At 56.0% G+C, this 13,602-nt stretch carries 13 protein-coding genes; 5 read left to right on the top strand and 8 right to left on the bottom strand.

All coding sequences use genetic code 11. From position 1 onward, the window contains the following. On the bottom strand, nt 1–248 hold a 248-nt coding region (locus BM029_RS17375), incomplete at its 3' end, for a transposase domain-containing protein (protein WP_170851121.1). A gap of 119 nt (nt 249–367) precedes the next feature. Next, nucleotides 368–1,516 (bottom strand): branched-chain amino acid ABC transporter substrate-binding protein, encoded by a 1,149-nt coding sequence (locus BM029_RS17380; RefSeq protein WP_092413771.1) that lies wholly within the window; start codon nt 1,514–1,516, stop codon nt 368–370. A gap of 177 nt (nt 1,517–1,693) precedes the next feature. On the opposite strand from BM029_RS17380, the gene BM029_RS17385 reads away from it, so the two are divergent. After that, entirely contained in the window at nt 1,694–2,203 is a 510-nt protein-coding gene (locus BM029_RS17385; protein ID WP_092438136.1) for an Lrp/AsnC family transcriptional regulator, read from the top strand. 192 nt (nt 2,204–2,395) lie between these two features. On the opposite strand, the gene BM029_RS17390 is transcribed toward BM029_RS17385, so the two are convergent. The 6 genes from BM029_RS17390 to folD form a co-directional block, all read right to left on the bottom strand. Then, nucleotides 2,396–3,712, bottom strand: coding sequence for a D-amino acid dehydrogenase (locus BM029_RS17390; RefSeq protein WP_092413769.1), 1,317 nt, complete (start codon nt 3,710–3,712; stop codon nt 2,396–2,398). A gap of 157 nt (nt 3,713–3,869) precedes the next feature. Then, on the bottom strand, nt 3,870–4,316 hold the full coding sequence (locus BM029_RS17395; RefSeq protein ID WP_139217278.1) for a hypothetical protein: 447 nt from the start codon (nt 4,314–4,316) through the stop codon (nt 3,870–3,872). 10 nt (nt 4,317–4,326) lie between these two features. Continuing rightward, the gene (locus BM029_RS17400; protein WP_092438140.1) at nt 4,327–4,752 is read right to left on the bottom strand and encodes a DNA polymerase III subunit chi; all 426 of its coding nucleotides are present in this window, start codon (nt 4,750–4,752) and stop codon (nt 4,327–4,329) included. A 27-nt stretch (nt 4,753–4,779) separates the two neighbouring features. Beyond that, nucleotides 4,780–5,394, bottom strand: a complete 615-nt coding sequence (locus BM029_RS17405; RefSeq protein WP_244545107.1) for a glutaredoxin family protein — start codon at nt 5,392–5,394, stop codon at nt 4,780–4,782. A 73-nt stretch (nt 5,395–5,467) separates the two neighbouring features. After that, nucleotides 5,468–7,561, bottom strand: coding sequence for a M3 family metallopeptidase (locus BM029_RS17410; protein ID WP_170851122.1), 2,094 nt, complete (start codon nt 7,559–7,561; stop codon nt 5,468–5,470). A gap of 5 nt (nt 7,562–7,566) precedes the next feature. Then, nucleotides 7,567–8,412, bottom strand: coding sequence for a bifunctional methylenetetrahydrofolate dehydrogenase/methenyltetrahydrofolate cyclohydrolase FolD (gene folD, locus BM029_RS17415; protein WP_092438144.1), 846 nt, complete (start codon nt 8,410–8,412; stop codon nt 7,567–7,569). Nucleotides 8,413–8,700: 288 nt separating this feature from the next. Between folD and gshA the strand changes: the two genes are divergently transcribed. From gshA to BM029_RS17435, 4 genes are all read left to right on the top strand, one after another. Next, nucleotides 8,701–10,347 (top strand): glutamate--cysteine ligase, encoded by a 1,647-nt coding sequence (gene gshA / locus BM029_RS17420; protein WP_371329133.1) that lies wholly within the window; start codon nt 8,701–8,703, stop codon nt 10,345–10,347. Nucleotides 10,348–10,451: 104 nt separating this feature from the next. After that, nucleotides 10,452–10,937: a MarR family winged helix-turn-helix transcriptional regulator gene (locus tag BM029_RS17425; protein WP_092438147.1), complete on the top strand. Its 486-nt coding sequence runs from the start codon at nt 10,452–10,454 to the stop codon at nt 10,935–10,937. A gap of 182 nt (nt 10,938–11,119) precedes the next feature. Next, entirely contained in the window at nt 11,120–11,545 is a 426-nt protein-coding gene (locus tag BM029_RS17430; RefSeq protein ID WP_092438150.1) for an organic hydroperoxide resistance protein, read from the top strand. A 301-nt stretch (nt 11,546–11,846) separates the two neighbouring features. Next, the gene (locus tag BM029_RS17435; protein WP_170851123.1) at nt 11,847–13,469 is read left to right on the top strand and encodes a methyl-accepting chemotaxis protein; all 1,623 of its coding nucleotides are present in this window, start codon (nt 11,847–11,849) and stop codon (nt 13,467–13,469) included. The last annotated feature ends 133 nt before the right edge of the window (nt 13,470–13,602 follow it).

Below are 13,602 nucleotides of genomic sequence, written 5' to 3' on the forward strand. Positions count from 1 at the left end.
ACCTGAGAGTCCGGCAACGCCAAGCCGAGATCATCGAGTACTTCACTGATGGACTTGTGACGATATAGCGCCAATGCCACCATTAGCCAGACCACTTGCTCGGCAGGCAGGCGGCGATGGCGGATGCTCGTTGCGTCGGTGCGCTGCACGGCCTGTTCAATCCATTCGACAGGCAAATGCTCTCCTAGCCGACGCCAGTCAGGCGCTTCGAGGTGGTTTGCAAGGAAATGGAGAGTGTCATCGAGCATCGACACGCAGGTTAACAGCTGGCCCGAACGTTTACAAGCCCAAAATAAAAATGCCGTCCAGTCTTAACTGAACGGCATTACCCGTCAGACGGGGCGTTTCCAGATGCTGCGCGAGACGATTATTTTGTCACTGTCAGCAAAGTGCGTTTGCCATCCTTGTAGGTATACAAAGTCAGCGAACCGTCCTTGATGTCGCCCTTAGGGTCGAACGAGATCACGCCCGTCACGCCTTGGTGGTGAATCTTGGCCAGTTCCGGCAAGTATTTTTTCGGATCGGACGACTTGGCTTTTTGCATGGCGTCAACCATTGTCATCAGCGCGTCGTATTCATACGGTGCGTAGATCACGACTTCCTGGTTGAATCTCTTTTGGTACTTGGCCTTGAAGTCTTCCAGCGCTGCCTTGCCTGCATCTGGCACACCGCCAGCTTCGGCGCAGACTACCTGGTCGTCTTTCAAGCCTGCACCGGCCAGCTTGGCCAGTTCAGTGGTGCACAAGCCGTCGCCGCCCATGTATTTGGCTTTGATGCCGAGCTGGTCCATCTGACGCAGCATCGGGCCGCCGACCGCATCCATGCCGCCGAAGAAAATCAGGTCGGGATTCTTGGCCTTGATCGAGGTCAGAATCGCGTTGAAGTCGGTAGCTTTGTCGGTGGTGAACTGAGTGGCGACGATAGTACCGCCGGCCTTCTTGGCGCTCTTGGCGAACTCTTCCGCAACCCCTTGGCCGTACGCGGTACGGTCATCGATCACGGCGATGTTCTTGGCCTTCAGTGTATTGATGGCGTAGCGGCCCAGGGTGCCGCCCAGCTGGCCATCATTGGCCACCACGCGGAACGCGGTGTTGAAGCCTTGCTGGGTGTACTTAGGATTGGTGGCGGATGGCGAGATTTGCGGAATGCCTGCATCGTAATAGATCTTCGATGCCGGGATGGTCGTGCCGGAATTCATGTGGCCGATAACACCCTTGACCTTGGCGTCCACCAGCTTCTGCGCAACTGCAGTGCCTTGTTTCGGATCGGATGCATCATCCTCGGAAGCCAATACGAAAGTAACTTTTTTACCGCCGATCATGGTGCCTTTGGCGTTCAGCTCCTCGATCGCCATCGTGGCGCCGTTTTCATTGTCCTTGCCGATGTGGGCGTTAGGACCTGTAAGCGGGCTGACTTGACCGATGGTGACGACTTCTTGAGCTGAAACTGGGCCGGCAAAGGCGAAAGCCATTGCAATTGCGCCAGCCAACGGAATCATTTTGATCTTGTTCTGCATGAATATCCTCCTGAGGATTTAAAATAAAACAATCTAACTACAGTTTTACCGTCCGCTGCTTTTCTATTATTTATTCAGACTGATCCGAATAAAGCAACGTTACAACATAAAAAACGCTTCGCATAGCGGTTTTTGCGAATTCTTAAGACAGCTGGCGCACCCCCTAATCTCCATGGCATGAGCAAACAACACACCCTAGACAAAGTCGATCGAAAACTGCTGAACTTGCTGCAGCGCGACAATCAAATGCCGACCCGCACCCTGGCCGAAAAAGCGCACATTTCGCAGCCAACCTGCCTGCGCCGCTTGCGTGACTTGCGCGAGGCCGGCATCATCAGCGCCGATGTCTCCCTGGTCGATCCGTTCGCACTCGGTTACGGCATGCTGGCGTTTCTTGAAATCTCGCTGAACCACCAGTCGGACGAGCACATGCAGGAATTCGAACTGCGCATGAACAAGGAAGCCGAGGTCATGCAATGCTATTTCGTGTCCGGCGATTACGATTATTTTCTGGTCGTGCACGTGATCGATATGGATGCCTATTATCAGTTTGTGCGCAGGGTCATTTCGGGTTCCGGTAATGTCCGCCATTTCCAGTCTCGTTTTCCGATGAAGCGCGCCAAGTTCGTTACACGGGTCGCCTTCGACGAGAAGCCGGCAACGGTCGAGGTGCGCATCGCCAAGTGATGCACTCGAACAGTGCGCCGAAACAACAAAAAAGCGGCGCGACTGATTCCCGCAGACACATACGCAAAAACCGCGCCATGTCACAGCCGATCGCCGTGGATAAAAAACAGATAAAAAAAGACCGATGCTGGCGACAGCATCGGTCTTTTTTATTGCGTGCTCATTGCCTTGCTACAGCAGGCATGACGGCAATCATGCCTGCACAGGGCGCGGCAAAATCAACGGTTGGGGTGCCTGTCGCGGCATGCCGGTAAAGGCAAAATCCACCTCCGGCCGGCGGCCCGAGACGATCTCGGCGATAGCGCGGCCGGAACCGCAACCCATGGTCCAGCCGAGCGTGCCATGGCCGGTATTGAGGAACAGGTTGCTGATTCTGGTCTTGCCGATATACGGCACGTTGGATGGCGTCATCGGGCGCAGGCCGGTCCAGTAAACCGGATTGTCGTAGTCGCAGCCGTCCGGGAACAGCTCGCGGGTACGACGTGTGATTGCTTCGCAACGCGTGGTGTTGAGTTCACGCGTGTAGCCGTTCAGTTCGCAGGTGCCGGCCACCCGCAGGCGGTCGCCCAGGCGTGACACCACCAGTTTGTAACCGTCGTCGGTCAGCGAGACGCTTGGCGCGGCTTCGGAATTGGTAATCTGATAGGTGGCGGAGTAACCTTTGCCCGGATAAATCATCAGCTCGATACCAAGCGGTTTCAGCAACGGTGTCGAGAAGCTGCCCATGGCAACCACGAAAGCGTCGGCATGCAGTACCTCGTGACGGCCGTCGGCATTGATGACTTCGACTCCGGTGATCTTGGCGCCGGCGCCGCTGCCTTCAGTAATCAGGCGGGTGACACTGGTGTTGTACTGGAAATTTACGCCCGCTTCGGCGGCTTTATCGGCCAGGCCCGAGGTGAATTTATAGACGTCGCCGGATTCATCGGTGGCGGTAAAGTCGCCGCCGACGATTTTGTCGCGGATGCTGGCCAGGGCCGGTTCGATTTTCACCACTTCATCGGCGCTGATCGAGTCGCGCGGACAGCCCAGGTCGCGCATCAGTTTCGCGGCCGGCAGCGAGATATCGAATTCTTTTTGGTCGGTATAGAAATGCAGGATGCCGCGGGTCAGGCAATCGTAGTCGACACCGGTGTCGGCGCGTACGGCTTGCAAGGTCTGGCGGCTATATTCGCAGATGGCGACGATCTGGCGGATATTGTCGTTGGTGCGTGCCGGCGTGCATTCACGCAGGAAGTTCAACGCCCATTTCCATTGCAGCCATTCCGGACGAAAGCGATACAGCAACGGCGCATCTTCCTGCCCCAGCCATTTCAACACCTTCAACGGCGCTTGCGGATTGGCCCAAGGCTCGGCATGCGATACCGAAATCTGGCAACCGTTGGCAAAGCTGGTCTCCTGCGCCGCACCTGGCTGGCGTTCGATCACTGTCACATCGTGACCTTCCTTGTTCAGGAACCAGGCAGAGCTAGTGCCGATAACGCCGGCGCCCAATACAATTACTTTCATCTCATCTCCAAAAGCCACCGTTTTTAAACAAAATTACCGCTTTTCAATAGCGCTATTGTAAGAAAACATAGATTTTTTAGGCGATCAAAATGAGATCTATTTTTTTTGCTTTTATCTACGGCATTGCAAATAGTGATTGAAAATCAAAAAAATTACGCTAAATGTTTGTTTTTTTTAATTTGACTAATTCCAGGCTTACTGCTCGGCAAATCACTTCATCCAGGGTCTGATGCAAGCCACTTCTGATTTGCGCCGCCATGCCTTCCACCGCAGTCTGCAACACGTCCGCCAGGCCGTCGCGGACCCGCTGCTCGATGACGAAATCGATCCGGTCCTGCAGTTGCTGCAATACTTTTTCCCTGACCTCCGCCTCGAGCCGCTCCCAGTCGTGCTGGCTCAGCGTGATTTCCCGCTGGGCCGAGGGCAACTCGAAACTGTCTTCATCCTCGATGGCCGATGTCGACGCCGATGGTGATGTCGACGCCGCCACTTCAGCGTTGACAATAGCCGCTGGCGGCGTCTCTATAATGTCGGTCAAAGTCGGTAGCGGAACAATGACCTCGGTCAATAAAGGGATATTCGCGTCAAGCTTGCTGTTGTTCATCAGATATTCCTCAAACATTTTCAGCAACAAAATGGGTCAGCGGATAGCCGCGTTGCTGGTAGAAACGATAGCGCTCGCGCCCGCCGGCCTTGTCGTCTTCGGCCAGCGAGATGATTTCGAACATTCTTTCGAAGCGGGCGAAATGCTGTGGAGTCCTGCCGGACAGGTTGACCAGGATCTGGTGATGCGGCCACTCGGTTTCTTCGTCGGCGGCCAGGATCACCGGGGTTTGTGCCGCCAGCGGATCGCCGGCCCTGACGTGCGGCAGGAAGTCGTGCTCGGAAAATGTCCAGAGTGCCTGGTCAAGCGTCGCCAGATCCTCGGCATTACTGCTCAATATGACGATCTGGCGTTGTGCCATGCGGGCTTTGCGCACCAGTCGGCAGGTGTACAGAAATTTGTCCGAGATATTGGTGTGAAAGTCGATTTGCGTCATGAGTAATGATAGTGGGGCGGCAATGTCTTAAAAGCGAAAACCGGGGGGCGCGTTACCTGCCGCCGGCAATGCGTCGCCGTTGCCGGCAGTGCTGGTAGTATTGGCGGCAGGCGCTGCGGATTTACCCGGGGAGGCGGCGCCAGGTGCGGCGGCTACCGGAGCAGCATTGCGATAAGTTTTTGGCAAACGATTGCTTTCGGGGTAACCGGCCGCGGTCAGCGCGGTACCCCAGGCGGTGGGCGAGAAGGTACTTTCCTTGTTGCTGCCAATGGTCAGCACGGGCACCTGGTCGTCCTTCGAGATTTTGTGTAATGCAGCAATGTCTTCATTGCTCTTCACGGTTTTTTCACTGAACGGAATGCCGCGTTCGTTCAGCAGTTTGCGGCCATCGTCGCAGGGGATGCATTTTTCCGAGCTATACAGGGTGACAGGATGGTTCTTGACCGCCAGCGCCAGTTCATATGGCAGGCCGTCGCCGCTGTTGCTACCTTCGCCAGCGACGGCTTTTTGCGGTATCACCTTGCCAGCGGCCGGCGGCGTATCGCTATAAGTTACCTTGCCATCCGGGCCGGTGGATTTATACAGTTGTGCCTGTACGCTAGCGGCCGACATCAGTAGAAAAAACGTTGCAGCGAATTTCATCCCAACCCTCATCCTCTTCCCCTTGTTGTAGTAAGAATCGCCGACTCGCGGCGAAGGTTTTTCCGTGTTGCTACTAACTGCTATGCCGCCATGCCGCCATGCCGCTATGCCGCAGCAGGGCGTCGATACTCGGTTCGCGTCCGCGGAATGCCTTGAAAGATTCCAGCGCCGGACGTGAACCGCCGACGGCCAGGATTTCGTCGTGGAATTTTTTGCCAGTCTCCGCCGACACCACATTCCCACCGTGCGACGCCGCTTCTTCAAACGCACTATACGCATCTGCCGACAATACTTCAGCCCACTTGTAGCTGTAATAACCGGCAGCGTAGCCGCCGGCGAAAATGTGGCCGAAGGAGTGCTGGAAGCGATTGAACGGCGGTGGGTTGATGACCGCGATCCTGGCGCGTACCTGATTGATTACGTCTTGCACGCTTTGGCTGCCATACGGATCGTAATCGTCATGCAAGCGCATATCGAACAAGGAAAACTCAACCTGGCGCAGGGTTTGCAGGCCGGACTGGAAATTCCTGGCGGCGATCATCTTGTCGTACAGCGCACGCGGCAAGGGCTCGCCGCTTTCTGCCTCGGATGTCATGTGCTGCAAGACTTCCCATTCCCAGCAAAAGTTTTCCATGAACTGCGAAGGCAATTCGACTGCATCCCACTCGACGCCGGAAATGCCGGATACGCCGATCTCGTCAACCCGGGTCAGCATGTGATGCAAGCCGTGGCCGAATTCGTGGAACAGGGTGATCACTTCATCATGCGTAAACAAAGCCGGTTTGACGACGCCTTCGATTACCGCCGGTGCGGTGAAATTACAGGTCAGGTAAGCAATCGGAGTTTGTATTTCACTGCCGACGCGGCGACGGGCGCGTGCATCGTCCATCCATGCGCCGCCACGCTTGCCGTTTCGGGCATACAGATCGAGATAGAACTGGCCGATCAGCTTGCCGTCTTTTTGGATCCGGAAAAACTTGACGTCCGGATGCCACACCGCAGCCTGGTCGGCGCTGATGTCGATGGAAAATAATTTTTGCACCAGTTGGAACAAGCCTTCGACCACCACCTGTTCCGGGAAATACTGTTTCACTTCTTGCTCGGAAAAAGCATAGCGCTGCTCGCGCAGTTTTTCGGCTGCGTAAGCCAGGTCCCAGGCTTCCAGCGAGGCCAGGCCCAGCTGTTCTGCGGCGAAGGCGCGCAGCTCGGCCAGATCTTGTTCGGCAAACGGCCGTGCGCGCTGGCCCAGGTCTTTCAGGAAATGCATCACTTCGGCAGGCGTTTTTGCCATCTTCGGCACCAGCGACAGCTCGGCATAATTCTTGAAGCCCAGCAGTTTCGCTTCTTCATTGCGCAAGCGCAGGATCTCGACAATGTTGGCGCTGTTGTCCCATTCCGGCTTTTCGCCCAGCTCGGATGCCTTGGTCGCATTGGCGCGGTAGATTTTTTCACGCAAGCCGCGGTTGTCCGCATATTGCAGGATCGGGAAATAAGACGGGAAGTGCAGCGTAAATTTATACCCGGGCTTGCCATCCTGCTCGGCTGCGGCGCGTGCGGCCTGGCGCACGTCGTCCGGCAATCCTGCCAATTCGGCCTCGTCGCTGACAAACAAGCCGTAGGAGTTAGTGGCGTCGAGAATGTTTTCCGAGAACCGGGTGGTGAGGGCTGCGTGTTTTTCCTGGATTTCGGCGAAACGGGTCTTCTTGGCCGGCGCGAGTTCTGCGCCACCCAGCTTGAAATCGCGCAGTGCGTTGTTGACTATCTTGCGCCGTGCCGCCGACAGATCGGCGAAATCGAGGTTGTTCTTGATGGCCTTGTACTTATCGAACAAGGCCAGGTTTTGCGCCAGCGCAGTCCAGAACTCGATCAGTTTCGGCTGGTTCTCGTTATACGCGGCACGCAATTCCGGTGTATCCGCTACCGCATTCAAATGGCTGACAATGCCCCAGGCTCGGCTCAATTTTTCGGTCACGTGCTCCAGCGGGACGACAAAATTGTCCCAGGTGACGGCATCGGTCGACGCTTCCAGCAGGGCGACAACGGTATGCGCCTGCTTGAGCAGCGCGGCAATCGCCGGCGTGATGTCGGCCGGCGTTATTTTGTCGAACTTGGCGAGGCCGGTAAAGTCGAGCAGGGGATTGCTGGCGTTGATAGCGGTAGATGTCATTGCAATTACATTCTTTCTGCGGCTTCGATGGTGTTGACCAACAACATGGTGATGGTCATCGGGCCGACGCCGCCTGGTACCGGGGTGATGTAGCCGGCGACTTCCTTGGCGTTGGCAAAGTCGACGTCGCCGCACAGCTTGCCGTTATCGTCGCGGTTCATGCCGACGTCGATCACGGCGGCGCCGGGCTTGATCATGTCGGCGGTAACGATATTGCGTTTGCCGGTAGCCACCACCAGGATATCGGCCATGCGGGTATGCAGCCCGAGATCGCGCGTCTTCGAATTACAGATGGTGACAGTGGCGCCGGCTTGCAACAGCAGCATGGCTTGCGGTTTGCCGACGATATTCGAGGCGCCGACGACCACTGCATGGGCGCCGCGCACCGGGAAGTTGACCGATTCCAGCATTTTCATCACGCCGTAAGGCGTACACGGGCGGAACAGCGGCTGGCCAGTCATCAACAGGCCGGCATTGCTGATATGGAAGCCGTCGACGTCTTTTTCCGCGGCGATGGCTTCGATCACTTTGTGGGCATCGATGTGGGCCGGCAATGGCAATTGCACCAGGATGCCGTTGATCTTCGGATCGTGATTCAAGGCATCGATACGCGCCAGCAGGGCTGCTTCGGTCAGGTCCGCATCGTATTTCTCCAGCACAGAATACAAGCCGTTGTCTTCGCACGCCTTGACCTTGTTGCGGACATACACCTGCGAAGCCGGGCTGTCGCCGACCAGGATCACCGCCAGGCCAGGCTGCTTGCCCTGTGCGGTCAGTGCGGCGGCACGCTTGGCGACATCGGCGCGCAGTTGTTTAGAAAGGAGGTTTCCGTCAATCAGTTGAGCTGGCATAGTGGTGGCGTGAAAATTGAAAGCAAAGCAGGATTATAAGGGGTGCGCCCCCATAAGTTTGCGCCGACAGCGAGTTCCTTGCGGATTCTTGTAAATTTGCTGAAGATTGCCTATTTGATAAAATGCAGTGTCGACCAGCGCGCAGCCAGTACGTTGTCGACGCGATTTTCACCTGTCGATTGCGCTCCGGGCGACATCCAACGCGTTCTTTCATTTTCGGCTATTCTCGCCTTCTACGACCCGAGTTACGGGCAGCAATAACGTCGCGAAACCAAAAATCACGAAATCATGAAATCACCAAAGGCCAAAGAGCCCAAGATGATGAATTTGACAACAAAGGATGCTGAATTGACTGATCATTACACTCGCCGGCTGGCGCTGCTAGGACAAGAGCAGCATCGCGGCTTGCTAGGCCAGGGCTTGCGCGGCATCGAGAGAGAGACATTACGGGTTGACGGCAACGGCCGGCTGGCCCTGACGCCGCATCCGCGCGCGCTGGGCTCGGCGCTGACGCAGCCGCAGATCACAACCGATTATTCGGAATCGCTGCTGGAATTCATTACTCCCGCCGAGCACGACATCGCAACGGCGCTGGCCGAGCTGGATGTGATCCATCGTTTCGTCTATTCGAAGCTGGGCGATGAATTACTCTGGAGTCAGTCGATGCCGGCCCATCTGCCGGCTGAAGAGCAGATTCCGATCGCCTGGTACGGCACATCGCACATGGGCATGCTGAAGCACGTTTACCGGCGTGGCCTGGCGCTGCGTTACGGTAAGCGCATGCAATGCATCGCCGGCATCCATTACAACTATTCGCTGGCGGAAGGGCTGTGGCAGGTTTTGCAGGAGGCTGACGGCGCCAACGGCACGGCAATGCATTTTCAATCGGAAAGTTATATCGCGACGGTGCGTAATTTCCGTCGTTACAGCTGGCTGCTGATGTATCTGTTTGGTGCATCGCCGGCCCTGTCGACCTGTTTTCTGGACGGCCGCCAGCATCGCCTGGAGCAACTGGACAAGGATACCTTGTACCTGCCGTACGCCACCAGCCTGCGCATGAGCGACCTCGGTTACACCAGCGAAGCCCAGGCCCGTCTGACGCCGCAGTTCAACAGTCTCGACAGTTACATCAAGAGCCTGGCGCGGGCGGTCAGCCAGCCTTACCCGCCGTATGAAGCAATCGGCACCCATCGCGACGGCGAGTGGGTGCAAATCAATACTAATATCCTGCAGATCGAAAACGAGTACTACTCGACGATCCGGCCGAAACGCGTGATCAATTCCGGTGAACGGCCGATCCAGGCGCTCTCTGCACGCGGCGTGCAATACATCGAAGTGCGCTGCATGGACATAGATCCATTCGAGCCGATGGGCATCAACCTGGAAACTTCGCGCTTCCTTGACGCCTTCCTGCTGTTCTGCGCGTTGGACGACAGCCCGTTGACCAGCGATGAGGAAAGTCTGGAAAACACCGAGAATTTCTCGCGTGCGGTGAAAGAAGGGCGGCGTCCCGGATTGCAATTGCGGCGCGACGGCAATCCGGTCGGCTTGCAAACCTGGGGCAAGGAATTGCTGGAGCGGATCGGCGCGGCTGCGGCCTTGCTCGACGCCCAACGCAGCGATGGCGCCCATGCCGCATCGCTGGCAAAACAAAGCCTCAAGCTGGATCAGGTTGAACTGACACCTTCGGCGCAAGTGTTGTCTATCCTGCAGCAGAACAAGGAATCGTTTGCCAGCTTTGCACTGCGCCAAAGCAAGGCGCATGCGGCTTATTTCCTGGCGAATCCTCCGAGCCTGGAAGAACGTAATTACTTCGAAACTCTGGCCGCCACCTCGCTGTCCGAGCAAGAGAGCCTGGAGCGTAGCCAGACCGGTGACTTCGATACCTTCGTCGCGGCTTATCGGGCCAGCACCTTGGGCAATATGAGTGTGTAAGTAGCGACAAGTCGCCGGGCATAGCTAAATGCAATCCCGGCGATAGTTATAAATGCAAACTAGATTGCTTGCAATTTAATTTTGAGCTATGTAATATTCAAGCCATGGAAACCAGCAAACAAACAACCGCAAGCATCCCGTCCGAGTCATTCGGGCCGGAAAGCCTGCTGCTGGATAACCAGTTGTGCTTTGCGTTGTATTCGGCATCGCTGACCATGACCAAGATTTACAAGCCGCTGTTGCAGAAACTGGGCCTGACTTATCCGCAGTACCTGGTGCTGCTGACCTTGTGGGAGCGCGACGAACTCACCGTATCGGCCTTGGGAGAGCGCCTGTATCTGGATTCCGGCACCCTGACGCCGCTACTCAAACGGCTGGAAAGCAGTGGGTTTTTACGCCGCCAACGCGCGTCCCACGACGAACGCCAGGTAATTGTCAGCTTGACCGCCGCGGGTAAAAATCTGCGTCAGCAAGCCCAGGCAATACCGCAGCAGGTGAGTTGCAGTGCTGAATGTTCGCTAGATGAATTGAATGCCTTGACCAAGGAATTGCAGCGGTTACGTGCTGCCATGGCAGGTAATATTGCTTGAAGATAGGGGCATGATTTCGCACTTGATATAAATTGCGAACAATATAATTGTGTATAAGTTTTGTCTTGCCTGACGTTTCATTCTTGCGTCATTTTAATGTTGTATCTTTTAATCCGGATCGTCAGTACGGCCGACTGGTCTGATCCAAAGGATTTCCCCAACGGCCATTAAAGGAAATAATCATGTCAGTTGAAAATATCTTGTATACAGCGCAAGCCACAGCAACCGGTGGCCGTGATGGCCGCGCTGTCTCGTCCGACAATGTGCTGGACGTTAAATTGACGACGCCAAAAGAATTGGGCGGCGCCGGTGGTGTCGGCACCAATCCTGAGCAATTGTTTGCAGCCGGCTATTCTGCATGCTTCATCGGTGCAATGAAATTCGTCGCCGGGCAAGAAAAAATCACTTTGCCAGCTGACGTGGCGATTACCGGCCTGGTCGGCATCGGCGTGATTCCTGGCGGCTTCGGCATCGCAGTAGAATTGCAAATCTCCTTGCCAGGCATGGATGCCGGCGCAGCTGAAGCGCTGGTCAACAAGGCGCACAAGGTTTGCCCATATTCCAACGCTACGCGCGGCAATGTCGACGTTACCCTGACTCTGGTGTAATTCTGACAAAACACTTCTGATGTAGCGACAGAGGCGGAAGATACGCCTCATCCCCAGCCTGGCTTGCCAGGCTTTTTTTCGTCCAGCGTATTAAGAAGTAGCCGTGTAGGGTGGGCACCCGTTCCCACGCGCAACCTGAGCTGCAATCCTTAAGAAACGGCACGCGCTGCCGTTAACACGATCAGGCAAGCGAATATGCCGCTGGAATTCCGAGTCTCCGGCGAAATTCAAATTCCTGATTTGCCGACCGTGTACCAAATGCTCTTGGGCGTAAACGAAACCCCCATCTGAAAAGAAAATCATGACCTGGTTCTATAACTTGAAAATTGCGACCAAACTTCTGCTGTCGTTCGCTTTGATACTGCTGCTGACTCTGGTATTGGGCGTGACCTCCATCGCTCAGCTTGGTCAGGTCAACGCCACCACCACCGAAATCAATACCAACTGGCTGCCGAGCGTGCGGGTGCTGCTCACTCTAAAGAGTAACCTGGCGCTGCTGCGCAATATCGAAATGCAGCACGTCATGTCGAACGATGTGAGGGATATGGACAAAAGCGCCCAGTTCATCAGCGATATCAAAGGCGACCTGCAAAAAAACATGAGCGAATACGCGCCTATGGTTACGGAGCAGGAGCGTGCCGCGTACGATCAGTTAAAAGAAAAAATCCCGGCGTATCTGGAAATGGACAAGAAGATCGTCGAACTCTCGCGTGCATTCAGAAAAGATGATGCAATAAGCGTTATACGCGGTGAATCGCTGGCCGCCATCGTAGAGCTGGATAAGCAGGTTGAACATTTGGTGAAAGTCAATACCGATGGCAGCGCTACCGCTGCCAAAAATGGCGAAGCCATCTATAACAAAGCCAGGATATGGACGGCCGGCCTGATGGCCGGCATGGTGGTGTTGGGTTTTGCGTTGGCGTTGTGGATTGCACGGGTAGTTGCGCAACCCCTGGGATTTGCTGTCGAAGTGGCGCGCCGTGTCGCCGATGGCGACCTGACAGCCAACATCGAAGTCAGGTCGAAGGACGAGACCGGACAGCTGATGCAAGCATTGAAAGACATGAATGTGAGCTTGCAAAAGATCGTCGGTGAAGTACGTAACGGCACCGACACGATTGCAACGGCCTCCAGCCAGATTGCAGCGGGCAATCAAAATCTGTCGCAACGCACCGAAGAGCAAGCCAGTTCGCTGGAGGAAACCGCTGCTTCGATGGAACAACTGACCTCGACCGTCAAGCAAAATGCCGACAATGCCAGCCAGGCCAACCAGCTCGCGGTGTCCGCTTCGGAAGTGGCGATCCATGGCGGCGCGGTGGTGACGCAGGTGGTCAGCACCATGGGCGCCATCAATACTTCGTCGAAGAAGATCGTCGACATCATCGGCGTTATCGACGGCATCGCCTTTCAAACCAACATCCTGGCGCTGAACGCTGCGGTCGAGGCCGCGCGAGCGGGGGAGCAGGGCCGCGGTTTTGCCGTGGTAGCAGCAGAGGTGCGCAATCTGGCGCAACGTTCCGCCGCCGCCGCCAAGGAAATCAAATCCCTGATTGACGATTCGGTGGAAAAAGTCGGCATCGGCTCGCGTCTGGTGGATCAAGCCGGCAGCACCATGGGCGAAATCGTTGCCAGCGTTCGGCGCGTGACCGACATCATGGGCGAAATCACCGCAGCCAGCCAGGAACAGACCTCGGGTATCGACCAGATCAACCAGGCCATCAGCCAGATGGACCAGGTGACACAGCAAAACGCCGCCTTGGTGGAAGAGGCGGCTGCCGCTGCAGCCAGCCTGCAAGACCAGGCCGGTGCGCTGGCCGAGGTGGTCAGCGGCTTCAAGCTGGAGCGGGTGCAGATCGCGGCACAAACAAAGAGAGTGATCGATATCACGCCGCATGCGCAAATGCTGCACCGTGCAGCTGCATAGCAGTAGGCCAGGTATTTGAGCGGCGGCATGCGCCGATAGCTGGAGAAAGCGGTGTTTCAGGCCGTTGTTCGCAGCATCGCCTTGCCGTTGCGGTGCTTATATTGCACTACAAGTAATTGGACAGGCGGTTGGC

This window comes from Collimonas sp. OK607, assembly GCF_900111995.1.
GTDB lineage: Bacteria > Pseudomonadota > Gammaproteobacteria > Burkholderiales > Burkholderiaceae_D > Collimonas.

What these genes read in the sequence shown, in the direction of transcription:
- BM029_RS17380 (WP_092413771.1), bottom strand. Translation starts at nt 1,516, where the DNA reads ATGCAGAACAAGATCAAAATGATTCCGTTGGCTGGCGCAATTGCAATG.
- BM029_RS17385 (WP_092438136.1), top strand. Translation starts at nt 1,694, where the DNA reads ATGAGCAAACAACACACCCTAGACAAAGTCGATCGAAAACTGCTGAAC.
- BM029_RS17390 (WP_092413769.1), bottom strand. Translation starts at nt 3,712, where the DNA reads ATGAAAGTAATTGTATTGGGCGCCGGCGTTATCGGCACTAGCTCTGCC.
- BM029_RS17395 (WP_139217278.1), bottom strand. Translation starts at nt 4,316, where the DNA reads ATGAACAACAGCAAGCTTGACGCGAATATCCCTTTATTGACCGAGGTC.
- BM029_RS17400 (WP_092438140.1), bottom strand. Translation starts at nt 4,752, where the DNA reads ATGACGCAAATCGACTTTCACACCAATATCTCGGACAAATTTCTGTAC.
- BM029_RS17405 (WP_244545107.1), bottom strand. Translation starts at nt 5,394, where the DNA reads ATGAAATTCGCTGCAACGTTTTTTCTACTGATGTCGGCCGCTAGCGTA.
- BM029_RS17410 (WP_170851122.1), bottom strand. Translation starts at nt 7,561, where the DNA reads ATGACATCTACCGCTATCAACGCCAGCAATCCCCTGCTCGACTTTACC.
- folD (WP_092438144.1), bottom strand. Translation starts at nt 8,412, where the DNA reads ATGCCAGCTCAACTGATTGACGGAAACCTCCTTTCTAAACAACTGCGC.
- gshA (WP_371329133.1), top strand. Translation starts at nt 8,701, where the DNA reads ATGAAATCACCAAAGGCCAAAGAGCCCAAGATGATGAATTTGACAACA.
- BM029_RS17425 (WP_092438147.1), top strand. Translation starts at nt 10,452, where the DNA reads ATGGAAACCAGCAAACAAACAACCGCAAGCATCCCGTCCGAGTCATTC.
- BM029_RS17430 (WP_092438150.1), top strand. Translation starts at nt 11,120, where the DNA reads ATGTCAGTTGAAAATATCTTGTATACAGCGCAAGCCACAGCAACCGGT.
- BM029_RS17435 (WP_170851123.1), top strand. Translation starts at nt 11,847, where the DNA reads ATGACCTGGTTCTATAACTTGAAAATTGCGACCAAACTTCTGCTGTCG.